Below are 22,567 nucleotides of genomic sequence, written 5' to 3' on the forward strand. Positions count from 1 at the left end.
CCTTGACCCTACAACAATTAAAATATGTAATTGAAGTTGCCACACGCGGCTCGATGAATGAAGCAGCCAAACGACTGTTTATCTCGCAACCCAGCCTGTCGAATGCCATCCGGGATCTGGAGCAGGAATTGCGAATCACCATTTTTGAACGTACCAATAAGGGCATATCTCTGTCTAAAGAAGGCGTTGAGTTTCTAAGCTACGCACGTCAGGTGGTAGAGCAAGCTGAGTTGCTGGAGAATCGTTATCTGAACGCCAAGCCATCTCCGCAGCATTTCTCTGTATCGACACAGCATTATGCGTTTGCGGTGAATGCCTTTGTTCGTCTGGTCCAGCAGTATGGTCAGGATGAATATGAGTTGGCACTTCGGGAGACAAAGACCTACGAAATTATTCAGGATGTGAAAAGCCTGCGTAGTGAAATTGGCATCCTGTATTTGAATGAATTCAATGCCAAGGTGATTAACAAATTGTTAAAAGATGCAGGTCTGGTCTTCACAAGCTTGTTCACAGCGAAGCCCCATATCTTTATCAGTGTGAAGAACCCGCTGGCGAAGCAAGATTCGGTCGCGATTGAGCAGCTGCAAGATTATCCGTACCTGTCATTTGACCAGGGAGAGTACAATTCCTTTCATTTTTCCGAAGAGATCCTGAGTACGTTATCTCATCCCAAAAGCATACAGGTCAATGACCGCGCAACATTATTTAACCTGTTGATTGGTTTGAATGGTTATACGATCTCTACGGGCGTACTTAGCGCTGATCTGAACGGAAACGAGATTATTCCTGTACCGTTGGAATGTGAGGAAACCATTAATGTAGGCTGGATAAGCCATAAGAGCACTTCTCTCTCCAATCTGGGCGTGGAATATGTCCAGGCTCTGCATGAGGCCATAGGGTCTTAGTGGTGCTAAATGGTTCATCAAAAGGCCGTTTCCGTATGAGTCGGAACGGTTTTTTTGTTGTGCTACGATCTTTCAAGTATAGGGTGGTATGTTGTCATCCCGTGTAATAGAATGAAGGTATATGTCGAATAGGTGTGAAAAGAACGAAGGGAGAACGGTTAGTGAGAGTTCTGTATCGAAATAAAAGTGAACAGCATGAGCTGACAGTATATGATACCAAAAAGCTCTATGGAGAGAAGGGGCGATTTCGTGTATTAGAATTCTCCAACGCAGCTGTGCAGGGCGCAATGGATCTGGATGAGCCTGCCCGAATGGTGTTGGAGTATCCAAGAGCGATGGTACATCTAATGGAACGGAATGATCCTGAATTTGATACTGTTTTTGTGGTGGGACATGGTATTGGCACATTGCCAACCTACTTGTCTGATCGTCAGGTAAAGGTGGCTGAGCTGGACGCAGAGGTCGTGGAGTTGAGCCAAACCTTTTTTGGATATGAGGGAAGTCCTGTACTCATTGGGGATGGTCGTGAATTATTAGGGCAGGAACCTGCAGGGACATACGATTATATTATTATTGATGCGTTTACGGCAACGGGTACACCCGAGCAATTTATATCCAGTGATTTTTTTGCCTTGGTCAAGGACAGGCTGGACTCGGATGGAGCTGTGCTCCTTAATGTGTTCGGGCGTGCTGGCAATGATCGGCTTGTGAACGCGATCTATACGACACTTCAGGCACAATTTACTTATACACGTGCATTCGCATTGCCAACAGAAACAGCGGATGAAGTTCAAAATCGTATTTTAATGGGCAGTCATCATCCGATCGAATTTCAGATTCGCCACATGGCGGGGTTTGTTGAGCAGGAGCCAGAAGAAGGATATATCATTGTCGATTAGGGCGATCCTGAACAGTGATTTTTCCAAGAAATTAAAATGTCATTAAATTGTCAATCTTACGATGTAATTGTTAAGATTTCTCAAACTCTTTATTTGATCTTAACAACTTTCGTATAAAATAGAAGGAATATGCCTTTTCATGAAAATCCGGGGGAAGTAAAAGATGATTGCACAGATCAAGAGATCTAGATTACGGAGAAAAATAAAAAACATCAAGAAAATTAGCCTTACGGCTTTACTCGGCGGGCTGGTCATCATTTCAGTCTTAATGACACTGACCATCATGGTCATCTCATCTTATACATCTCAGAAACAGTCTCTCATTGATAACACCCTATCGTTAAACTATGCAAGCGCTGTGCAAATGAGCCAAACTCTGGATTCGCTTTTTGATTCCATGCAGGAGAGCTTAAAATATGCAGCCAGTTATTTCCCGGATATGGATCACTCCAATACAAAAGAATTGAATTCCACATTGGATTTGGTTCGCAATAGCAGTAATTTTTTCAATTCCGTTTCTTTGGTAGATAAAGAGGGAGTAATAAGGTCTACCTCACCTTACACACAGGCTAGTGTAGGTCACCATGTTAGTTCCAATGCAGCAAAAGAAGCGGTTAAATTGAGGGCTTCGTATATCTCTGAAGTGTACAAGACACCCAGAACCAAACGCAGAATTGTATTTGTCAGTGAACCGATCTTTGATTCAGCAGGGACGTATCAAGGAACGCTTGGTGGAAATATTTTTTTGCAGGAAAATAATATATTAAGTTTGTCTTTTGGCAGTCAACTCAAGACGAGTAATGGTTCCTACTTTTTTATTGTGGATAAGAAGGGCACTTTGTTATTTCACCCAAACACCAACCGCATTGGTGAAAATGTCAGTAAAAATGAAGTGGTGCAGAAGCTGTTAGTAAACGAGAACGGTAAAGAACAATACAAAAACCTGGCAGGTGTAGATTCACTTGCAGGTTATTACAAAGTTCCATCAACAGATTGGGGCGTCGTAATCGTGTCTCCAGCCCAAACGGTGTACGATCAGTTGAACCGTCATATCCGTATGTTGTTGCTTTACACTTCAGTGCCTTTCCTGATTCTGACCCTTATTGTGGTTCGGGTTGCACGCAAGCTGGCCAGTCCTTTTGCTATGTTGGCTGATTTGGTGAATCAGGTCGATAAGGGACAAGTGGATCTGCCTGTGATGAAGCCTCACTGGAATAGAGAGGCAGACCTTCTAACAAGAGCAGTTGTTGGCGCATTGGCGAACTTTAGGAAACAGACAAACCAGCTTGTCTATGATGCCAGAACCGATGTTTTAACAGGCATGAACAATCGCAGAACCTTCGAAGAAGTCATTCAGGAATGGATTCAGGATGAGGTGCCATTCTCCATTATTGTTCTGGATATTGACCGCTTCAAGTCCATCAATGATACATTCGGGCATCATGCTGGGGATGAAGTGCTGAAACACATTGCCAATATCATTCAATTGTCTGTTCGCCCAGAAGATGTCTGCGCCCGGTTTGGTGGAGAGGAATTTGTAGTCTTGTTAAGAAATTCCGAGTCTAACGTGGCTTTTGAGATTGCTGAACGTATCCGAATAACGGTCGAAGAAAGCATATTGCCTATAGATCGTTCCGTCACCATCTCGGCTGGAATTGCTGAATATCCGAAGCACTCCACAACATCCACAGAACTGTTTCACTTGGCGGATAATGCACTGTATCAAGCGAAGGAAGAGGGGCGTAACCGTACGGTTACGATCCAGACGGTTATTAAATAAGCAAACAAAGAAGCTGTTCCCTAAAAATAAGGGGCAGCTTCTTTTGTTTTCTATACCTCTTGTGAGGATCTGGCCAGAACCTCATTGGTATACGTTTCTCCCCAATCTCGCATGCTGAAGATGATCGGCCGTAATGTTTCACCAAATGGTGTGAGGGAATACTCCACTTTAGGTGGGATCTGGGGGTATATTTCACGATGAACAATTCCGCTACTTTCCAACTCTCGAAGTTGCAGGGTGAGCATACGCTGGGTAATGTCAGGAAACAATTTTCGGAGCTCGTTAAATCTCAAAGGACCAGAGAATAAATGATACAAAATGGCACCTTTCCATTTGCCTCCGATCACGCTAAGGGTAACTTCCACGGAACAGCCGTATGGCGTTGGACATGGCTTGATTGCATCCTTTTTCATTATAAGTGCACCTCCACTTTACGGTGATAATCTATGGTATCTATTTGGGTGATTACATTACATAAAGTACGTATAGTTCATGAAAGAGCATATCACTTATTATGCATATTATAAACCCTAATCCTAGGCGCAGACAGTTGTGATGATGTCTGTAAGAAAAAAGAGCCCCAGTTTCGTCTTGCGAAACATGGAGGCTCCATAAATGGGATGAATTTTGTACACTATATCAGGGCATCGAGGGAATATGCACCGGCTCCAGCGAGAGCAACACCAGCTAATGATCCTATTATCACAAGGTTATATTCGAATCCTCCGTTCAGATTCCATAGACCTTTATCTGCGTGAACCTTGGCTATGGCTACAACCATCGGAAGCATGAGTAGAATGGCTCCGACGATAATCCATAGACCGACTCCAAACAGGAATCCACCAATCAATTCAGCAAGTCCGGCGCACACGGCCAAGGCTCTAGCGGGTTTCAGGCCAATCGCTCCGAAAAATTTAGCTGTCCCTGATACACCCTCACCACCAAACCAACCAAACAGTTTCTTGCATGCATGTCCGATCATAATAAAACCGATAACGAGACGAATGATAAGTAAACCCGTGTCCAACATGAGATGATTTCCTCTTCTCTGGATGTATAAAGTATAATAATGAGCGTATATACGCTACTTCAGTGACGATAGAATGGAGTCACATAGAGCCATCGTTGCAATATTATCCTTGGCGCTGGAATGTGGGACTGTTTGGTTCTGGCAACAGGCGATGAAGTGCGCCATCTCACCAACAAAACCACGTAGATAAAGGTCGCGATAAGCTCCTGACATGGGAGATCCGGAAGGTGTGTATACAGTATCTTGCTCCTCGAGAGATTTCCAGGGAACGCTGGTGGAGCTTCGGGATTGATGAACAGTAAGTGTGTTGATCTCTTCAGCTGACGCAAATCCATTGTCGAAGGTGACGAGCACACTTTCACTCTCACGTGACCAGGCACTCATGCCGGTAAAATAAGCACTGCCTACCACGTTATTCTCAAATACAAAGGAAATGCTCTGATTAATATGTTCCCCATCCTTCACGGTTGTGCCTGTAACTCGTATAGCTTCTCCGAATAAGTAGCGCATCAGATCGACCATATGAATGGCAGCGAGCTTCATGAACTGTTCCTCATCCTTGCAGAATGGGGTACTGTCTACAGCGAATTTCATCTGGAATGAACGCACTTTACCTAGCGAACCCCCATCAATGAGCTCTTTTAGCTTCATGTATACCGGAGCATAACGTTTCATAAAACCGACCATGACAACGACGCCAGCCTGCTCGGCAGCTTCTGCTACAGTGGAGGCTTCCGCAGCGTTCCATCCAAGCGGCTTGTCCACGTATACATTTTTGCCAGCCCGAATGCATTCAAGGACAAGAGCAGTCTGATCCATAGGCTGGGCGACCACAACGACTCCGTCACAAGTTTCCTGCTGTAACATAAGCTGAGCGTTAACATACGCTTTGCCATTGCTGCCAAATTTCAGCAGAGCTGTTTCTGATCGTTCCATACTGCGAGTGGCAATGGCCTGGATCTGCGCTCCGCTTTCAACGACAGAAGGATATATATTCGTGGATGCATGAAACCCGGCACCGATAAAGCACAGATGGGTTGTTTTCAAAATGGGATCTCTCCTTCATTGTATCATTCGTATTGGTGGTTTATTTGCTTAATGATACGATAGGGGGTTTGGTGTTGATAAAAAAGGACATATGTCCTATTTCTGAATGGATAAAAAGAAGTTGCAATTTTATTTTGCAGCATGTATACTCTGAATTACGGTAAAACAAGGAATTGCTTCACCGGAACACTTTTCATCGATGGATGAGGAGATACATATTATGCGGTCGTGGCGGAATTGGCAGACGCGCACGGTTCAGGTCCGTGTGGGCTAACCCCCCGTGGAGGTTCGAGTCCTCTCGACCGCATCAAATCAAAGAAAGGTTCGTGAGTTGCTCTAATGCAATTCACGAACCTTTCTTTATTTTTACTATATTATTGTGAATCAAGTATTTTGCTGCTGGCATCTAATACTGCCGCTGCCGCAAAATGACTGCCATGATGAGTCCGGTGATAGCTCCTGCTATTCCGAACAGTGTAACACTGGCAATAACTTCAACCGACTGGAGACGAAACAAAAAAGCGATACCACTGCCTAAGGTGGTTCCGGCGAGAAATCCGAGCGAAATTCCTAATTCTTTGGTTAATTTCATTGTGTCACCTACTTGGAAATGTGAGATATGGATTTGCAAATATGGGGTACAGGAAGTAAAGTGTGATCAGGAAAATCATCACATTTTATTTCCTTTTTTATCTTGTGGTATTAACCGGTTAATTATGCATGATATCTCATATGGGAGGGTAAGAGCGAATGAATATGAACGAACGAATTGCAGCATGGAATGAGGAAGCACAGCAGTGCGCTTGCGGTCATCAACACCGAATGGTAGATATGCTCATTCATCTGGAAGCTGGGGCCATTCAGAGGCTACCGGGCTATTTGTCTGAACAAGGGTACCATCATGTGACGGTTGTTTATGATCGACATACGTTTCGGGCTGCTGGATCTGATGTGCTGAACAGTATTCGAGAAGCGGGAATGCATGTGGATGAGATCGCTCTGCCGGAGAATCGTACGGGTGATATTATTGCGGATGAAGCAGCTATCGTGCAGGTCATGTTGGGTGTGAAATTGGAAAGTCAGGCTATCATTGCGGTGGGCTCAGGTACCATTCATGATCTGGTGCGATTTGTATGTTCCAAAATGAACAAGCCCTTTCTGTCGATACCGACAGCGGCTTCAGTGGACGGGTTTACCTCTGCAGGTGCACCCTTAATTGTAAGCGGCATCAAACAGACCTTTCAGGCTGTTCCGCCTGAGGCCATCTTTGCGGATATGAATATCCTGGAGCAAGCCCCCCAAGAGATGACGGCTGCTGGATTCGGAGATATGCTTGGCAAATATACTTCCCTTGCAGACTGGATTGTTTCTCGTGAGCTGGGAGGAGAACCGTTCTGTCCGGTCGCTTATCGAATGACAGAAGAAGCGCTGAATTCCTGCATTGATCATGTACAAGCTATTGCGGAGGGGCGGGCAGAGGGAGTAGCTGTATTAATGGACGCATTAATTGTTTCTGGTATCTCCATGCTGATCATTGACCATTCCCGTCCGGCATCCGGAGGTGAACATCACCTGTCCCACATCTTGGAGATGGATCTCATGCAAGCGGGAGAAAGACCGGTTCTGCATGGTGCCAAAGTTGGCGTAGCCTGTGCATTGCTTACGGTGAAATATAAAGAACTTGCACAGACATCGGATGAACCAGTGTTTAGAATATATAACCAATTGCCGGAGGCTTCTCAGCTCATCGCATGGTTGGAGCAAGTAGGTGGACCTGTGACTACTGAACAGCTTGGTGTAACCCCGGAGATGGTGGAACATGCCTTTACCACCGCGCATACACTTCGTCCTCGATATACCGGATTGAAATACATCAATGAAGTGTTAAACACGAGGTAAAGGTGACTTTTAAGGAGGTTCGGTCTCCAAGATTGTGTAAACTTAGCTTCTAGAGCGCTAAAATGGCCTTGATTGGGATTAGAAAGTAGAGAAGGGGGATTTACCTGACGTTGTTGACGGAAGAGCCAGGAGGCTGTTTCAAGGTCGGGAGAGAAGAGGGATATGTTTCATTTTAAAAAGGCTCTGGCCTCCTGGAAGGAGATCAGAGCCTTTTGGCTGTTCGCTTATTTAGTTGTTGCGACGATCTTTCAAGATGACATCTGCGAACAAAATAGTTTTTGGGATGCGGAAAAATTGCTCCGCTTGTTCCTGAAACGCAGCGGAAGGCAGTGTTCCCTGATGCAGCCATTTGCGGAAAGTGCCGGGATGAACCCCGATCCAGTGGCTGACATCTGTCACCGACAAATCATGGACCATACACAAGCCTGTCAAAATACGGTTACTAACCGGAGAACGGGTGACCGTACGCTTCATGAAGCGAGATGACTCGGGTTGACATATGACAGGGCTATTACGCACAACTTCCTCATTAAAGAGAATGTGGCGGGGATAGCCGAGTAATTGGCATGTCTTGTCCAAATTGGTACTGCCGGGTATCCGTCCTTCATATACCCACGCACTGACACTGCGTGAAGAGATGGAGAGGTCTTCTGCGAGCTGGGACAATTTGATATCATTGGCCATCAGCACGGCAAGAAGAACACGATTACGGATTTGACAGCGTGTCGGTTTTCGGAATCGTTTAACACGGACGCCTTTTCCCAAGTATTTACGGTTGATCAGAGACCACGCCTGGATGGAATGTTGTTCTGGTTGATTAGGCATATTTCCTCCGATTTTTTTTAACCAAATACTACAATAAACAACGGGGTACTTTCAAGTGCCGGGTTTACCTGTTTCAAATGCGTCAATGCGTCAATTCCTGATAAAGAGGGAACTACGAACTAGACCATACGCAATTCACATCCTAGTATATTCCTAGATTACAATGTTTCACTAAAAATGAGGGGGCAAAATGAGCAGGATTAAAGATAATATAGTTCTAATTACTTATTATTAGGTCTAAAGAACTTTTATCTATTTTTTGTTGATATGATGCGGTTTATTTCCCTGAATTCCCCAAAAAATATTGAATGTGCTTCAACGTATCCGGTAGAAGGTGTGCACAAATCTGAAAGATAAATCCGCAGGTTCAGCATGACATGTGACCTGTCAAATCTCTTACTTTTACATATATTGTAGGGTACTCAAGTGAAGGGAGAGGTGAGGAACGTGAATCTGTCTGTGAATACCTTTGCTGCCATCTCGGGAGCAATTGTTACGTTTGCTTTTGGTGGATGGGATCAATTGCTGAGCCTGCTCGCGGTCGCGATGGCTGTGGATTATATAACAGGTTTGGCAGCGGCGGTAAGAACGGGTACCGGGTTGAATAGCAACATTGGCTTCTGGGGGCTTGCTCGCAAAGGGCTCATGCTGACCGTTGTTCTGCTTGCTCACCGAATTGACCTGATCATGGGAACCGATATTATCAAGGGAGGGGCTATTTATTTCTACCTCGTCAATGAACTGATCTCGATAACTGAAAACTATGCGAGAATCGGCCTTCCATTGCCCGGAAAGCTCAGACAGGCTATAGCAGTGTTGAAGAAACAGGACGATCAGGAGTATTTGCCGGATCGGGAATGGTCAATTCCACCAAGCGAGGATAGCCGCCAACAGCAGGCTGAAACAGGACAAACTTCGCAGGATGAATCCGCGAAAAAGGTGGAAGATGGTTCCCAAGAAAAATCCGAACCGAAAAGAGATGGTTCGGGTTAGTTTTTCTTTTCAAGAGAACGTTTCCAAGTATCCTTTCGTAATAGAGAACGTTATGATATATTTTGGATACACGAAAATTCATTCATTTCTACTACTATTATATTAAACGAGGTGCTTGATCAGATGATAAAACATATTGTCCTGTTCAAAATGAAAGATCGCTCAGCAGAAAGTATTGAAGCTGCTGCCCAGGTGCTTCGTAACCTGGACGGTAAAATTGATGTTCTGGTTTCACTTGAAATCGGGATTGATGTGCTTCGCTCGGAGAGATCGTTCGACATTTCACTCACGGCTGAGTTTGCGTCACTGGAGGATCTTCAGGCGTATCAGGTACACCCGCTTCATCAGGAAGTAATCAAGTACATGAATGAAGTCAGAGAACAGTCGATTGCAGTGGACTACGAGTTCTGATCTGTTATTCAAACTACGTTGAGATAAAGGGGACTCTGCATGAGCGATTTAAGAGACGTTATGGAATTTCTATATATTTTTGTTGTGTTTCTAATCGCTTGTCCTGTGATGATATTCTGGCTTAAGCGAAGAGGGAAACGGAACCGATAACTCACTGAACGGGAAGTGAACGAATGTATTATGTGAACAGAGAACAGATTGCCCGCCGGCTTGCTGCTGTACCGGAAGTAGCTGAAGGACTTCGCCGGACAGCACAGGCTTGGGATGGCAGTCTCATGCTGGGGATGGTTCAGGAGCGGTGTCTTCACCTGGCGATCGAGATTGTTACCGATGTGGGAAGTTATCTGATTGACGGCTTCATCATGAGAGATGCGAGCAGCTATGATGATATTATTCAGATTAATTATGAAGAAAAGGTTTTTGACCATTCGACCTATGAGATCTTGCGTCAGCTTGTCACGTTACGCAAACCACTGGTGCAGGATTATTACAGTTGGGAGCGTTCTGAGCTCCATCCGCTTAGCGTAGAGTTGCCGAGCATACTTGAACATTTTACGACACAGGTTAGCGCATACGTGGAAACAGAACTTGGTCCTTTCAATGCGGCACAAGCCGAGGGACAGCGTAAGGAATGAGGGAAATCGCATGACAAATGAATCAAAAGAATTCAATGAAGTAAATACTGAAAGTAATGAACCGAATGAAACGCCTTCCGGATTCCATCCGGTGTATATGGTTGAACTCTTGTTCCGGGAACGTCCGGAGGTGGATCGCCTGCGTTTGCAGGAAGCGATGATTCTTCATACAGGACAAGTCCGACTGGATGTGAAACAAGGAAGTGGAGAGCAAGAGCATGAGATGTTGGTCTTCTATCATCTGGACCATAAGGTATCCTTTCAGGAAGGGGATATCCCTGCTCAAACCTGCATGCTTCCTGTGAATGAAATCGCAGATCGTGCACGCTTTGGCGGGGCTGTGCAACAAGCATGGCATTGGCCCGAAGTGGGACAAGTTGTAGAAGCTTCGCGTTACTCCATTCGGATACATGATATGTTCACGGCTGCAATGCCTCGTAAACAGCGTTTGGAGCTGTTTCAGAAGACTGTACTGGCAATCATGGAGAGTTTGACCTGTGATGCGCTGTATTGGTATGGCAGTGATAAGCTGGTTGAACCGGAAGCATATACGCAAGCCCAGGAACGTGAGGAACATCTGTATGCAGCCATGAACGTTCGAATGTATCAGGCCGGAGGTACGGAGGAACAGCGCGGGTTGGTCATGGATACCGTAGGATTGTCTGCGCTCGGTGTTCCTGATGTACAGTGTCACTTCGTTGGTCTTGATCCAGATACGGTGGCTCAGACCTTACTGGGTGCAGCGTATTACATATTTGATCAGGGAGATGTCCTGCAAGATGGACAGACGCTGGGTTCTTCAGGTGGACGTCGTTGGCGTTGTGAACATCAGGCGGCATTAGTTGCACCAGGACGATATGTCATTGATTTGGACCCGGGGGATGAGCATGCGGCGGCTGATCTCGAGCCGGCTCGTCAGAATTGAGTTTAAGCCAAGACATTCTGCAGCCATTCAAAAAGGGCGTTCAGATTATTTTTAACATCTGGAGTGTCAAGCCAAGCCTGTGCTGCTTATAATGCATCAACAGAGTAGGCATTCGCCCGGATGGCTGAGCGGCAGACCGTTGCTTCTGATCCGGTACTTAAACCATAGTAAAGGGAGAGATGTGACGTGAAGGATTCTAACAAAAGTTTGTTGTGGGGAGCTCTTATTGGCTCCGTGGTAGGTTCTGTAACAGCATTATTGCTGGCACCGAAATCGGGACGTGAACTTCGTCAGGATATTACAGAAGGTGCTCGTCAGGTATCGGAGAAAGGTCAGGAACTGGCTGGTATCGTGGGAGAACAAAGTTCACAGATCGTATCCAAAGTTAAAGAGACCGCAGATGTCGTGATTCAGGATATTCAATCCTGGCGCAATTGCGGTGAAGGGAAAGAAATTCGTATATCGGCAGCCATTGTAGATACCGATATCGATAAAGCAGTTGATGAATCCGGCAATGACATCGTAGCGAAGCTTCCTGCGGATGAGTCCAAGGACGACAACTAAGCAAAGCTTGAGATCAGCAGGCTTTCCTCTATTTAGAGGAGAGCCTGCTTTGTTGCGTGTCCACACATAGATGACGTGGCGCGGATTTAATTTGAACCCCGTGATGAAATCGGGTAAGATGTAGGTACCTTTTTGCCGGAATGTTCATACGGTAGGAAGAAAGCTCTGGGAAACAAACGTAATGAGAACCAATTCAATGAAGAAGGAAGCGGTGTGTTCGTGCAGCAAGCAATCGCTATATTAGACTCCGGTGTGGGGGGATTGACCGTCGCCAAGGAAGTGATGCGTCAGCTCCCGCGGGAAAAGATCATTTATTTTGGGGATACTGCCCGGACACCGTACGGACCCCGTTCGTCCGAACAAGTAAAACAATTTACGGAACAAATCGTTGATTTCTTGATCCAATTCGATCCGAAGGTTATCGTTATCGCCTGTAACACAGCAACAGCAGCAGCGTTGGAGTATATCCGTTCCAAGGTGAGTATGCCTGTCATTGGTGTTATACATCCGGGTGCGCGGGCAGCAATCACAGCGACACGTACAGGACGTATTGGTGTGATTGGTACCACGGGGACCATAAGTAGTGGGGCTTATACATCGGCACTCAAGCAGTTGTCCCCCTATATTGATGTGGTCAGTCAGGCTTGTCCGGCGCTGGTGCCGTTGGTGGAACAAGGTGAATTTCGTTCCGAGCACACGACACATACGGTGGAGCAATCATTGGGCGAGATCAAACAGCAGCCAATAGATTGTCTTATTCTGGGTTGTACGCATTATCCCTTTCTCATGGACACCATTCAGGAAGTTATGGGACAGGAAGTGAAGTTAATCAGTTCGGCAGATGAAACGGCACGTGAAATTAGTACGATTTTATATGATAAACGAAAGCTGGCCAGTGGGGATGAGACACCGGTGCATCAATTTTTCTGCACTGGCGACCCACGCATGTTCCAGAATATCACCCGTCGATGGTTGGGAGAACAGATCTCCAAGACCCCTGTTGTCTGGCAGGTTACGCAATTATCATAGTTATACTCCAATTATCCAAGAAAAAGACTCTTAATTCATGTATTTTGGTTGTGAACGATCCCGGAACTGTGAAGTTTCGGGATTTTTTGTCGTGATTTTGGATCAACAGGTGATGAATATGATTCATGTCACATGACGGACAACCCGACCTGCATACATATGTTACATAGACGAAGTTGGTGAGAACCGGACAGGAGACCTGTCTTTTCCTGTGGAAAGGAGAGCAACATGGAACTGCAATGGATCATCGTTCAGCGGGGAGATACACTGCCGCGAATTGCGTCAGCACACCATATGACCAGGGAGTTACTTGCCGCACTGAACCCGGAAGCAGCCGCCCAGCCTTACTTGCTGGCAGGTCAGATGCTGCGTATTGTCCCCGGGACAGGTCGCAGATATGCTGTACCGCCTGGAGAAAGTGTAGGAGAGATTGCAGGGAGATTTGGTCTGGAGGAAGAAGCGTTGCGCCAGGCCAATCCCGAAATCACCAATATTACCGACTGGGTTGGTCGCTGTATTCATATTCCGGCTTCGAATGGAAAAACTATTGTAAAGATTCAGGGAGAGTATGGATATAGAGAATTAATCAAGGATATAGACAAGCTGGAGCATCAATACCCGTTTATGGAAACGGGGTCCATTGGAACAAGTGTCATGGGGAAGTCACTGCCTTATTTACGTATTGGGCAAGGACCGAGACATATCCATGTTAACGCTTCTGTTCATGCCAATGAGTGGCTGACATCGGCGGTTCTGATGAAGTTTATCGAAGAGTATGCCGAAGCGTATGGTACACATGGGACATGGCATCAATACCAGACAGAACGCTGGATGCAAGAGACGTCACTCTGGGCAGTGCCGATGGTTAATCCGGACGGTGTCGAACTGGTTCAGGAAGGTGTAGTCAATCACCACCCACATGCACAGCAGTTGTTAGCCTGGAATGCTGGTAGATCAAATTTCACCCATTGGAAGGCCAACATCAGAGGTGTGGATCTGAATGATCAATTTCCCGCTCATTGGGATGAAGAGGTAGCGAGAAGAGGTGTGATCTCACCTGGTCCCAGGGATTATGCAGGGACAGCTCCATTGACCGAACCGGAGGCACAGGCGCTTGCGCAGTGGACGAAGCAACACACATTCGAGGCGGTTGTATCCCTGCATAGTCAAGGACAGGAAATCTATTGGAACTACCGTGATCTGGAACCTAGAGAGAGTGCACCGCTGTCGCGTAGACTCGCCAAAGCTTCGGGTTACAAAGCGGTGAAGCTCGGTGGCAGTGATGCCGGATACAAAGACTGGTTTATCCAAGCTTTTGGTAAGCCGGGCTTCACAGTGGAAGTTGGATTGGGTGTTAATCCGCTTCCCGTAGAACAGTTCGATGATATCTGTATAGAAGTGGGAATGTTGCTGGCTGAACTGTTATCCAATGGACAATGAGGCAAGACCCCGAAGATGAAGGTGTGAAACTTAACAGTAGATCATTCGTATAACAGGAACGGACACTATGAGCGACGTTCCGTTTTTATTTTTTTATAGTGGATTATTATGTCATTCGTTCTGGATGGTTTTCGAACGGGTAATGATGGATGTACCGTTTGGCGATATATATTATTATACGGAGGGATTCGCATGAAGTGGAGAAGACTGCTGTCGTTCAAACGATGGACACAAGTTTTCAAAAGGCTCCCCCGGCTGCTCCGGGCTCCGCAGATTCCTTTGGGAGAAAAGCTGTTGTTTATTATTCCGGCGCTGTTGTACTGGGTGCTTCCTGACGTGATGCCGTTTATGCCCATTGATGATATCGGGGTCACTTTGATTCTGATGAACTGGTTTGTGAGCCGGGCAGAACGTAAATATCCTGTGCTTCAGGAGGGCGCACCTTCTTAATTTGCAGCCCATGGATCATTTTAACATTGAATTCGCATCAATGTTATTGCGAAGAGCGGTAACTTTCTTTACAATAGATGCTGTAGTTTAAGAATGCTGAAATTGTTGAACCCAGCAATTACAATATAGGAGATGAAGAGAATGAACTGCAAAATTACGCGTAATGCTGCTAAAGTATTGAAGCTTGAATTGGACAAGCCGGAGAACGAAGGAAAAAAACTGCGCGTTGTCATCACACATGCACATGGTGACCATGCTCACTACGGGCTTGATCTCGACACACCAAAAGAAAATGATACGGTTGTATCTACCGATAAAGAGATTGATGTCATTCTCGCGAATGATCAGCCTTTGTTGAACGGTGTTAAAATTGACTACCTCTACTTCCCGGAAGAGGGATTTGTTATTACGAATCCGTCCCAAGGCAATCACGGCGACCACTAAGGGCGCGAAGAAGGGGAACTCATGGCTAACGATATCCGTGTATGCGAAAAGTGTAATCATGTTCGACTGAAATCGATTGTGCCCAAGCTACAAAAAATGGCTCCAGACACGGAGATCAAGATTGGGTGCAAATCCTATTGCGGTCCTTGCGCGAAACGTGCATTTGTCTTTATTAATGGTCGGTATATCAGTGCGCCGACTGAAGAAGAAGTGCTCGCCAAAGTTGCGAAGTTCGTTAAGTAAAGGATATAAGGATATAATAAGGTGAATGGGGAAAAACTGTCCACACACCGGAAAGGAGGGGCTACGAGCCTCTCCTTTTTTGCGTTTGGGTAGTAGTGAACAAAAGTTGTGTTAGAATACAGTGCCCTTAATCATTTCATAAATTTTGAAGGTATCTTCTCTAATTTCAATAGCAATGACCGTATTATCCTTTTTCAGAAAATGTACATGCCCCATTCGTTCTTCCTCCAATTCGTCCCAGCCTGTATCCGCTAACTTCTGAAAATAATCCATTGGCGGGTATAGTCCTTGCTCTCCTCCAATATGTTTCAATTCATACATCACGCCTTCTTTAATGTTTCGATTGCCTGAATCAGTTATGATTCTAATGAGCTTCGCATTGCTTGGAACCGGGATATCGGGGTTAATGGATGATTCTGTATATCCTTCTATCTCGTATGTTGCAGGAGTACAACCTTGTACCCAAATGAGCAAGGGCAACATACAGAGTGTCAGTAATATTTTCTTCAAATGAATTCCTCCCGACTCAGCATGTTTACCTAATAAACGTAGCGAAATCAATTAAAGTTACGATAAAATCACAAAAGAAGAATAAGGAAGGCTTGTGCTATCCATCCTAAAGGGGTAACAGGAACATGATAATCCCAAGGAGGAATACTCATGCCGAAGCGTTATGATTCCAGTTTGCAAGCCGATACCACCGCATCTCAGGCGCAAAATGCGGTGAACAAGCTTCATTATGCTGTATCTCAGGCCCTGTCACACCCGACAGCACAAACCATAGTACAGGCGGAACGTCGTCTGGCACATACGGAGCAGGCAATGCGTCAAGCAGAGCTTTCGCTCGGAGGACAAGGCGTTGAGTTGGCAGAAGAGATGTTCATCGAGGAGAAGAGAAGATTGAATTCAATCCAGAGTCAGCACGGTCAAGGGAATTTATAACGTTCCTGTCACATCAGAACCCGCAGGGCAGCAATGCTTTGCGGGTTTTTTATATCTTTTGCAACGACTCTCGATCCATGGGTTTACTCCAACAGTATGTCGAATGGTCGCTTAAAATTCTGTGAGAAGGTTAATAGAACGAGAGCAGGCAAAATTCCATACGGGAGGTACAGAATGACAAAACATATTACAGATTGTACGATTCTGAACAACGGAGTAACGATGCCATGGCTAGGATTTGGAACATATAAAGCAAAAGGTAAGGAAGTACAACAGGCGGTTGAGACCGCTTTGGAGGTTGGATATCGCAGTATTGATACCGCGTCCATCTATGGAAATGAAGAAGAAGTGGGACAAGCTATTGCAAGCAGTGGTGTTGCCCGTAACGAACTGTTTGTGACAACCAAGCTCTGGAACGAGAATCAGGGATTTGATTCAACGCTGAGAGCATTTGAAGCCAGTCAGAAGGCACTTGGACTGAATGTGATTGATCTATACTTAATTCACTGGCCTGGCAGAGACCAGTATAAGGAGACGTGGAGAGCGTTCGAACGTCTATATAGCGAAGGAAGTATTCGCGCAATTGGTGTGAGCAATTTCCAAGTACATCATCTGCAAGATATCATAGATGAAGGCGGCACGGTGCCAGCAGTGAATCAGGTGGAATTGCATCCGGGTCTGATTCAACAGGAATTGCAGGATTTCTGTGGGGCGCAGGGGATTCAACTGGAGGCTTGGAGCCCGATCATGAAAGGCAAGCTGAACCAAGAGTCCACCCTCAAAGCATTGGCCCAGAAATATGGGAAAACGCCAGCACAGATCATTCTGCGCTGGGACATTCAGAATCAGATTGTAACGATTCCGAAGTCGGTTACCCCGGACCGAATTCGTGAGAATGCGGACATCTTTGACTTTGAATTGACACCGGACGAGTTGAGACAAATTGATGCGCTGGATTCGAATAAGCGGACGGGTCCACATCCGGATCAACTGTTTTGGGATTAAGTGGTAGGCGATAATTGAATATAAGTGTTTGATGAACTACTTGTGGTTGTTCCGGTTGCGGAATCATTCTTCGTGGGTTTAAGATGTAAGCATAATCGGTCACACTAAGACACTGCGTGTGCAGAACAATCTTTCGATCGCCGTTATCCCCAGATTTATTTTGAAATTACTATCAAGGGAGAAATCCGGTGATAAATGCGAGCGCTCCGCTTCTCCAGCTTTTTTCTGCCCACTCCGTTATCGTGAAAATTATAAATCCATCTTTAGATTTGGTGGGTAATTAAGAAGCATATAAAAAAGCAGCAGGATCGGGAGGTATCCCCTGATCCTGCTGCTTTTGTATTATTTATTCGAATCGGATGGTGGCACTGCGCATCCGTCATCTGTGCAGACACCGCTGCCGTCAGCATCTATTGTATTGGACTCAACCATGGTGAACGGGGAACGTTCGTCCCATGCTTTCTGAATGGCGTCCAGGAACACCTCGTCCGGCTGAGCGCCTGACACGGCAAACTTGCGGTCGAATACGAAGAACGGTACGCCGCGGATGCCTAGTTGTTCGCCTTCCGCTTGGTCAGCGCGGACATTGTCAGTAAATTGATCGCTCGACAGCACTGCCGTAGCTGCATCTCGATCCAACCCTACTTCCTCTGCCAACTGAGCCAACACTTCAGGATCACCGGAGTGTTTACCTTCAATGAACACAGCTTGGAATATGCGCTCACTCAGTTCAAGCGCTTTGCCTTGTGTATCCGCCCAGTGTGTCAATCGGTGTGCGGAGAAGGAGTTCGTAGGGATCATGGCATCAATATTGTATTCCAGTCCTGCCGTGCGAGCATTGGCATTCATCTGAGCATTCATGCCTTTGGCCTGTTCCACGCTCATATTATATTTGGAAGCAAGATATTCCGTATTGGTTTTGCCTGGGTTCAATGCAGCGTTTGGATCAAGCTCGAAGCTTTTGAATTGCAGCTTCACTTCATCACGGTGTGGAAACTGTTGCAATACATTCTCCAGGCGGCGTTTGCCGATATAACAGAATGGGCACAGAAAATCTGACCATATCTCAATATTCATGATGTTAAAACCTCCATTATTCTTTAGTTGAAACTATTATAGTTACAATTATAAAGCCACTTTCTATAATTCGCAAGAAGATTACGATTTATCCCGATATGCTTTGGACCAATGATAAGGTTGGAGCTCATCCAGTCTCTTGAAGACCAGCTGACCTTCAGGGTCGTATACGGCAGCTTTGACTTCTTCACCCCAATAAAACAATCGTTCCTGACATACGCCGCAAGGTGTGAGGACCTTGAATTCTGAATGCTCATCATCACGAGCGATACAGAGGGAGTGGGTGACGCGTTCGTTCAATTTGTGGGCTTCCAGATAAGCTCCTGTTTCCATACACAGATGCGTGGCATCGTTAATGACCTCTGGAGCTACACTAATCAGCAGGGAGCCAGCTTCGGTATAGACAGCACCCGCGCCGCCCCATCCCTGAGGATAACGTTGTTTCACAAATTTTGCAGCTGCATCGAACAATTTCTGTTCTATATTGAGTGGTTCAGTGTGTGTTGTCATGTAATGAGAGTTCCCCTTTTAAATCCAATTCAATTCATTTCGTGTATTTGTTGTGCCTGTCATTATGATTTTGCTCATTGCAATGCTGCTGCTCCACTGTCTTCCTCTCGAAAGCGCTGAATCAAATCATAGGTAATCACCGTGTCCGAGACGTGTAAGCGCTTGGTTGCTTCATCATGAGCGGGACGGCAAGTGTTGATATCTGTTTTGTCACGTGTGGACAGGTCATAACAAGCGCCGCTCTCGTAGATATAATCATCCGATGGAATATAGAATACAGAACCATCCGAGAATGCGCCATTACGCAGCACAACCGTACGTGCAGACCCGTCATATACGTCGTTACCCATATGATAATAGGACTGGTCGGACACCCCGAGCAGATGCAGCACGGATGGCGTGATGTCCAGTTGTCCCGAAGGTTCGTCGATGGTTCCAGCCGCTGCCCCATCCGGTAAATGCACCAGCAGGGGAACCTCGTTCATGATCTGTGCCATATCCAGATCGTTCAGGGAGCGTCCCAGGAACTGCTCGTATTGCGATTGTTCTTTGATTGAGTTGTCATGGTCTCCGTAAAACATAAAAATGGTATTTTCCCATAGTCCCCGACTTTTCAAATCCTCCACCATTTTGCCCAGTGCAGAATCCACGTAATGTACGGATTGCAGATAGTTACCGAACATGGTTCCCTGAAACTCGCCTACATCCAGCTGTTGTTTCTCTTTCGGCAATGCATACGGATGGTGACTGCTGAGTGTAATGAGGAACGAATAGAACGGTTCGGTAATCTCACTGCTCATTTTCTCAACGGATTGCCGGAAAAAGGATTCATCAGACAGGGACCAGCCAAGCGGGTCATCCTGTGCAAAATCATTTTTACTATAAAACTTGTCATACTTCATGTTCTGATACATCGTATACCGATTCCAGAAGCCGCTCTCATAAGCATGAAATACGTTGGTGCTATACCCGTTATCCTTCAGAATGGAAGGGAGGGAATCATACGTATGGTCTGCATACCGTACAAAGGCTGAACCAACCGGAAGTGGATGTAGGGAAATATTTGCTCCAAAATCGGCATCTGACGTTCTGCCCTGACCGGTCTGGTGGTAAAAGTGACTGTAATACTGACTTTCTTTCATCAGTTCATTAAAATGGGGTGTGATCTCCTGACCGCCAATACTCTGGCCAATCATGAAGTTCATAAAGGCCTCACCCTGGACAATGATGACATTGCTGTCCTTGTATTTACCGAACAAAGCATCATTTTGCGGAGCGTTTTGCTGCCTTTCAGCGAAGAACGCCTTTGCCTGTTCAACATCAGCGGGTTCAGCTTCTGGCCCGGAGCCGATGTTGTCTTTGGCGTAGTTGTACAGATCATAACCGTGAAAAGCGAGGAGTCCGGTCACATTGTACATGGATACATTCCACCAGTTGTTATCGAACAGGCCCTTGGCCCATGTTTTGCTGTAAAAATAAATCGGGCCAACAGCGAGTCCCAGCCCTAGCACAAGGGCAATGCTGCCAGCAGTAAGTCGGCGGCGCATCTGCCCCTTGCGATCGTTGAACGAATAACTTCCATAACCTTGAACCGATGCACTGGAGTGCTTTGAACGGTAACGTCTGCTGAACAATACAATCGCTGCGAAAGGTATGACGACAAGCCAATCGGCAAAAAACCAGAAATCGCTTGGGAAGATCAATGTAGCGATGCTGTCCCCCAATGCGTCAACTTGTCTGGCTTGCAACAATACCGGGATGGTCAAGAAATCCTGGAAATAGCGATAATACACCATATCGGCGTAGATTAGTGCGGTAAGCAGCAGGTTAAGCACGACCAGAGATAGGATCATGCCTCTGCGAGGCAACCACCAGGTCCAGAAGGACAGGAGGAGCAATGATCCAATGGCAATAACCTTATCCAGAAGTCCCATCGTAATGTTATAGGCGTGCAGATTGTGATGAAGCCACATGAGTTTGAGCAGCATGAACACAAGAAAAATAAGATATAACGTTAGTGGATGATTCAGAAGCCCGCGTGGCATGGAGCTGCGCGTAGGCCGAGTGACAACCATAATCTATGTCCCCTTTGTTTTTTGTTGTTTTGTAATCGGAATGTAAAATAGAGCTCCATCCATTATAGCGTGGCCTCATGGGTTTTCAACTATGCCTCTGGTAGAATCTATTCCTGGTCAATTAAAGGTGGATGAAGGAGAATTCATTTGACCAGAAAAGCGCACAAAAAAAGCGCCCCGGCCATGGATGGCAGAAGCACTTTATATTTGGAACAATTATAAAGATTGTGGTGCTTTATTTCGTGGGGGCAATGGGCCCAAATACTGATAGTACTGGGTTTCAATTCGTCCGTTGAACAACTTGCGCCGTTTGTCTGCCTTGTGACCGAAATACTCCTCGAAAGCTTTGGTCGATGTGATTGCAAAAAAGGACCATGTCGGCATGTCGAGGTAACTGCGCCCCAGTGAGCGGAGCAACTTCTGAACTTCTTTTTCTTCACTCAAACGTTCACCATATGGGGGATTGGTAATGATGACACCATATTCACCCTGTGGTCTTGCGCGATGAGCGGGCAGGACGCTGACTTCAATATCTTTGGCAAAACCAGCACTTTTGATCGCTGCCATAGCAACTTCAATCGCTTCCGGATCAATATCGCTACCTGAAATTTGTAACGGGACATCGTCACGTACAGCATCGAATGCTTCTTCGCGCGCCTGTTCCCACAATTCTTCAGGAATGACAGCCCAGTCCTCAGAGTTGAAGGTCCGACGAAGTCCTGGTGCAATGTTCCAGCCGATCATAGCGGCTTCGATCAGCATTGTACCTGATCCACAGCATGGATCGTAGAAGGGACGGGAAACATTCCAGCGACTGAGCTGAATCAGAGCTGCAGCAAGGGTTTCTTTGAGTGGTGCTTCAGTAACGAGTTTACGATAACCCCGTTTGTGCAAGCCTGGTCCGGTCGTATCCAACGTAAGCAGGGCGCGATCATTCAGCAAAATAACTTCAATCACATAACGAGACCCATCTTCGGGGAACCACTCTGTGTCATAGGTCAACTTCAGTTTCTCTACGATTGCTTTCTTCACGATCCCTTGTGATGCAGGCACACTGCTTAACTGGGATTTTTGAGAGCGACCTTCTACAGGGAATTCGCCGTCGGCTGGAATCCACTCTTCCCATGGAAGTGCTTTGGTGCCTTCAAACAATTCGTCAAATGTCGTGGCAGGGAATTCACCCATTTTCACCAATACGCGGTCTGAACTTCTCAGCCACAGATTACAACGGCAAATATCAATATAATCTCCTGTGAAGAAAACCCGTCCGTTGTCGATCGTAACATCTTCATACCCCAGTTGCTTCAGTTCCCGGGCGACAACAGCCTCGAGTCCCATCGCCGAGGTTGCAATCAATTGCAATTGAGCCATGTGATTCATTTCAACTCCATTTCAAGCTGGAGAAGGATATCCTTCTCTCTGCTGTATAGTAACGGTGC

The 22,567-nt window shown here is 46.0% G+C and carries 25 protein-coding genes, 1 tRNA gene and 1 pseudogene; 17 read left to right on the forward strand and 10 right to left on the reverse strand.

Going from position 1 to position 22,567, the window contains the following annotated elements; genetic code table 11:
* Positions 1-2 precede the first annotated feature (2 nt).
* The 3 genes from NKT06_RS09865 to NKT06_RS09875 all read left to right on the forward strand — a co-directional run bounded on the left by NKT06_RS09865 (position 3) and on the right by NKT06_RS09875 (position 3,584).
* On the forward strand, positions 3-905 hold the full coding sequence (locus tag NKT06_RS09865; protein ID WP_253433188.1) for a LysR family transcriptional regulator: 903 nt from the start codon (positions 3-5) through the stop codon (positions 903-905).
* Between the two features lie 161 nt (positions 906-1,066).
* Positions 1,067-1,804, forward strand: coding sequence for a spermidine synthase (locus NKT06_RS09870; protein ID WP_253433191.1), 738 nt, complete (start codon positions 1,067-1,069; stop codon positions 1,802-1,804).
* Positions 1,805-1,967: 163 nt separating this feature from the next.
* Positions 1,968-3,584 (forward strand): sensor domain-containing diguanylate cyclase, encoded by a 1,617-nt coding sequence (locus NKT06_RS09875; RefSeq protein WP_253433195.1) that lies wholly within the window; start codon positions 1,968-1,970, stop codon positions 3,582-3,584.
* 50 nt (positions 3,585-3,634) lie between these two features.
* Here the strand turns inward: NKT06_RS09875 and NKT06_RS09880 are convergent, their stop codons facing one another.
* The 3 genes from NKT06_RS09880 to NKT06_RS09890 form a co-directional block, all read right to left on the reverse strand.
* Positions 3,635-3,997, reverse strand: a complete 363-nt coding sequence (locus NKT06_RS09880; RefSeq protein ID WP_253433198.1) for a winged helix-turn-helix transcriptional regulator — start codon at positions 3,995-3,997, stop codon at positions 3,635-3,637.
* Between the two features lie 221 nt (positions 3,998-4,218).
* Complete coding sequence (locus tag NKT06_RS09885) at positions 4,219-4,614, reverse strand: DoxX family protein (protein WP_253433201.1); 396 nt, start codon at positions 4,612-4,614, stop codon at positions 4,219-4,221.
* Positions 4,615-4,668: 54 nt separating this feature from the next.
* Positions 4,669-5,661: a Gfo/Idh/MocA family protein gene (locus tag NKT06_RS09890; RefSeq protein WP_253433205.1), complete on the reverse strand. Its 993-nt coding sequence runs from the start codon at positions 5,659-5,661 to the stop codon at positions 4,669-4,671.
* Positions 5,662-5,883: 222 nt separating this feature from the next.
* Here NKT06_RS09890 and NKT06_RS09895 point away from each other — a divergent pair.
* Positions 5,884-5,968, forward strand: a tRNA-Leu gene (locus NKT06_RS09895).
* A gap of 99 nt (positions 5,969-6,067) precedes the next feature.
* On the opposite strand, the gene NKT06_RS09900 is transcribed toward NKT06_RS09895, so the two are convergent.
* The gene (locus NKT06_RS09900) at positions 6,068-6,253 is read right to left on the reverse strand and encodes a hypothetical protein (protein WP_253433208.1); all 186 of its coding nucleotides are present in this window, start codon (positions 6,251-6,253) and stop codon (positions 6,068-6,070) included.
* Positions 6,254-6,411: 158 nt separating this feature from the next.
* On the opposite strand from NKT06_RS09900, the gene NKT06_RS09905 reads away from it, so the two are divergent.
* Positions 6,412-7,560: a sn-glycerol-1-phosphate dehydrogenase gene (locus NKT06_RS09905; protein WP_253433211.1), complete on the forward strand. Its 1,149-nt coding sequence runs from the start codon at positions 6,412-6,414 to the stop codon at positions 7,558-7,560.
* Positions 7,561-7,788: 228 nt separating this feature from the next.
* Here NKT06_RS09905 and NKT06_RS09910 read toward each other — a convergent pair whose 3' ends face one another.
* Entirely contained in the window at positions 7,789-8,385 is a 597-nt protein-coding gene (locus tag NKT06_RS09910) for a helix-turn-helix domain-containing protein (RefSeq protein WP_017689431.1), read from the reverse strand.
* Between the two features lie 447 nt (positions 8,386-8,832).
* Here NKT06_RS09910 and NKT06_RS09915 point away from each other — a divergent pair.
* The 10 genes and pseudogenes from NKT06_RS09915 to NKT06_RS09960 form a co-directional block, all read left to right on the forward strand.
* Positions 8,833-9,216 (forward strand): annotated as a pseudogene (locus NKT06_RS09915) (phage holin family protein); the annotation flags it as partial.
* Between the two features lie 285 nt (positions 9,217-9,501).
* Positions 9,502-9,789, forward strand: a complete 288-nt coding sequence (locus NKT06_RS09920) for a Dabb family protein (RefSeq protein WP_253433214.1) — start codon at positions 9,502-9,504, stop codon at positions 9,787-9,789.
* Between the two features lie 173 nt (positions 9,790-9,962).
* Positions 9,963-10,424, forward strand: a complete 462-nt coding sequence (locus NKT06_RS09925; RefSeq protein WP_253433218.1) for a DUF86 domain-containing protein — start codon at positions 9,963-9,965, stop codon at positions 10,422-10,424.
* A 10-nt stretch (positions 10,425-10,434) separates the two neighbouring features.
* Positions 10,435-11,349 (forward strand): DUF4261 domain-containing protein, encoded by a 915-nt coding sequence (locus NKT06_RS09930; protein WP_253433220.1) that lies wholly within the window; start codon positions 10,435-10,437, stop codon positions 11,347-11,349.
* 186 nt (positions 11,350-11,535) lie between these two features.
* Complete coding sequence (locus NKT06_RS09935) at positions 11,536-11,913, forward strand: YtxH domain-containing protein (RefSeq protein WP_253433224.1); 378 nt, start codon at positions 11,536-11,538, stop codon at positions 11,911-11,913.
* A 219-nt stretch (positions 11,914-12,132) separates the two neighbouring features.
* Positions 12,133-12,942 carry a glutamate racemase gene (gene racE / locus NKT06_RS09940; protein WP_367399853.1) on the forward strand — a complete coding sequence of 270 codons (810 nt, stop codon included), beginning with the start codon at positions 12,133-12,135 and terminating at the stop codon, positions 12,940-12,942.
* Between the two features lie 228 nt (positions 12,943-13,170).
* Positions 13,171-14,382 carry a M14 family zinc carboxypeptidase gene (locus NKT06_RS09945; RefSeq protein WP_483311568.1) on the forward strand — a complete coding sequence of 404 codons (1,212 nt, stop codon included), beginning with the start codon at positions 13,171-13,173 and terminating at the stop codon, positions 14,380-14,382.
* Between the two features lie 192 nt (positions 14,383-14,574).
* On the forward strand, positions 14,575-14,832 hold the full coding sequence (locus NKT06_RS09950; protein WP_017689423.1) for a hypothetical protein: 258 nt from the start codon (positions 14,575-14,577) through the stop codon (positions 14,830-14,832).
* Positions 14,833-14,973: 141 nt separating this feature from the next.
* On the forward strand, positions 14,974-15,276 hold the full coding sequence (locus NKT06_RS09955) for a heme biosynthesis protein HemY (protein WP_036670085.1): 303 nt from the start codon (positions 14,974-14,976) through the stop codon (positions 15,274-15,276).
* A gap of 21 nt (positions 15,277-15,297) precedes the next feature.
* Positions 15,298-15,519, forward strand: coding sequence for a YuzB family protein (locus tag NKT06_RS09960; RefSeq protein ID WP_017689421.1), 222 nt, complete (start codon positions 15,298-15,300; stop codon positions 15,517-15,519).
* A 111-nt stretch (positions 15,520-15,630) separates the two neighbouring features.
* Here NKT06_RS09960 and NKT06_RS09965 read toward each other — a convergent pair whose 3' ends face one another.
* Positions 15,631-16,029, reverse strand: a complete 399-nt coding sequence (locus tag NKT06_RS09965) for a hypothetical protein (RefSeq protein ID WP_253433230.1) — start codon at positions 16,027-16,029, stop codon at positions 15,631-15,633.
* Between the two features lie 150 nt (positions 16,030-16,179).
* Here NKT06_RS09965 and NKT06_RS09970 point away from each other — a divergent pair, with 150 nt between their 5' ends.
* Together NKT06_RS09970 and NKT06_RS09975 are read left to right on the forward strand one after the other, a co-directional pair.
* Positions 16,180-16,461, forward strand: coding sequence for a hypothetical protein (locus NKT06_RS09970; protein ID WP_253433233.1), 282 nt, complete (start codon positions 16,180-16,182; stop codon positions 16,459-16,461).
* Positions 16,462-16,635: 174 nt separating this feature from the next.
* A complete protein-coding gene (locus NKT06_RS09975; RefSeq protein ID WP_253433236.1) occupies positions 16,636-17,466 on the forward strand; it encodes an aldo/keto reductase in 831 nt (276 codons plus the stop codon).
* Between the two features lie 342 nt (positions 17,467-17,808).
* Here the strand turns inward: NKT06_RS09975 and NKT06_RS09980 are convergent, their stop codons facing one another.
* The 4 genes from NKT06_RS09980 to NKT06_RS09995 form a co-directional block, all read right to left on the reverse strand.
* The gene (locus NKT06_RS09980) at positions 17,809-18,543 is read right to left on the reverse strand and encodes a DsbA family oxidoreductase (protein ID WP_253433239.1); all 735 of its coding nucleotides are present in this window, start codon (positions 18,541-18,543) and stop codon (positions 17,809-17,811) included.
* An 81-nt stretch (positions 18,544-18,624) separates the two neighbouring features.
* Positions 18,625-19,053 carry a cytidine deaminase gene (locus NKT06_RS09985; protein WP_253433243.1) on the reverse strand — a complete coding sequence of 143 codons (429 nt, stop codon included), beginning with the start codon at positions 19,051-19,053 and terminating at the stop codon, positions 18,625-18,627.
* A gap of 74 nt (positions 19,054-19,127) precedes the next feature.
* Entirely contained in the window at positions 19,128-21,128 is a 2,001-nt protein-coding gene (locus NKT06_RS09990) for an LTA synthase family protein (protein ID WP_253433246.1), read from the reverse strand.
* Between the two features lie 216 nt (positions 21,129-21,344).
* Positions 21,345-22,499: a THUMP domain-containing class I SAM-dependent RNA methyltransferase gene (locus tag NKT06_RS09995; protein WP_253442469.1), complete on the reverse strand. Its 1,155-nt coding sequence runs from the start codon at positions 22,497-22,499 to the stop codon at positions 21,345-21,347.
* Positions 22,500-22,567: the final 68 nt, after the last annotated feature.

This window comes from Paenibacillus sp. 1781tsa1, assembly GCF_024159265.1.
Taxonomy (GTDB): Bacteria; Bacillota; Bacilli; order Paenibacillales; family Paenibacillaceae; genus Paenibacillus.

Coding starts and splice junctions, on each gene's coding strand:
- NKT06_RS09980 (WP_253433239.1), bottom strand. CDS start 18,543: ATGAATATTGAGATATGGTCAGATTTTCTGTGCCCATTCTGTTATATC.
- NKT06_RS09950 (WP_017689423.1), top strand. CDS start 14,575: ATGAAGTGGAGAAGACTGCTGTCGTTCAAACGATGGACACAAGTTTTC.
- NKT06_RS09970 (WP_253433233.1), top strand. CDS start 16,180: ATGCCGAAGCGTTATGATTCCAGTTTGCAAGCCGATACCACCGCATCT.
- NKT06_RS09975 (WP_253433236.1), top strand. CDS start 16,636: ATGACAAAACATATTACAGATTGTACGATTCTGAACAACGGAGTAACG.
- NKT06_RS09885 (WP_253433201.1), bottom strand. CDS start 4,614: ATGTTGGACACGGGTTTACTTATCATTCGTCTCGTTATCGGTTTTATT.
- NKT06_RS09930 (WP_253433220.1), top strand. CDS start 10,435: ATGACAAATGAATCAAAAGAATTCAATGAAGTAAATACTGAAAGTAAT.
- NKT06_RS09910 (WP_017689431.1), bottom strand. CDS start 8,385: ATGCCTAATCAACCAGAACAACATTCCATCCAGGCGTGGTCTCTGATC.
- NKT06_RS09945 (WP_483311568.1), top strand. CDS start 13,171: ATGGAACTGCAATGGATCATCGTTCAGCGGGGAGATACACTGCCGCGA.
- NKT06_RS09985 (WP_253433243.1), bottom strand. CDS start 19,053: ATGACAACACACACTGAACCACTCAATATAGAACAGAAATTGTTCGAT.
- NKT06_RS09900 (WP_253433208.1), bottom strand. CDS start 6,253: ATGAAATTAACCAAAGAATTAGGAATTTCGCTCGGATTTCTCGCCGGA.
- NKT06_RS09875 (WP_253433195.1), top strand. CDS start 1,968: ATGATTGCACAGATCAAGAGATCTAGATTACGGAGAAAAATAAAAAAC.
- NKT06_RS09905 (WP_253433211.1), top strand. CDS start 6,412: ATGAATATGAACGAACGAATTGCAGCATGGAATGAGGAAGCACAGCAG.
- NKT06_RS09955 (WP_036670085.1), top strand. CDS start 14,974: ATGAACTGCAAAATTACGCGTAATGCTGCTAAAGTATTGAAGCTTGAA.
- NKT06_RS09960 (WP_017689421.1), top strand. CDS start 15,298: ATGGCTAACGATATCCGTGTATGCGAAAAGTGTAATCATGTTCGACTG.
- NKT06_RS09880 (WP_253433198.1), bottom strand. CDS start 3,997: ATGAAAAAGGATGCAATCAAGCCATGTCCAACGCCATACGGCTGTTCC.
- NKT06_RS09995 (WP_253442469.1), bottom strand. CDS start 22,499: ATGGCTCAATTGCAATTGATTGCAACCTCGGCGATGGGACTCGAGGCT.
- NKT06_RS09925 (WP_253433218.1), top strand. CDS start 9,963: ATGTATTATGTGAACAGAGAACAGATTGCCCGCCGGCTTGCTGCTGTA.
- NKT06_RS09990 (WP_253433246.1), bottom strand. CDS start 21,128: ATGGTTGTCACTCGGCCTACGCGCAGCTCCATGCCACGCGGGCTTCTG.
- NKT06_RS09920 (WP_253433214.1), top strand. CDS start 9,502: ATGATAAAACATATTGTCCTGTTCAAAATGAAAGATCGCTCAGCAGAA.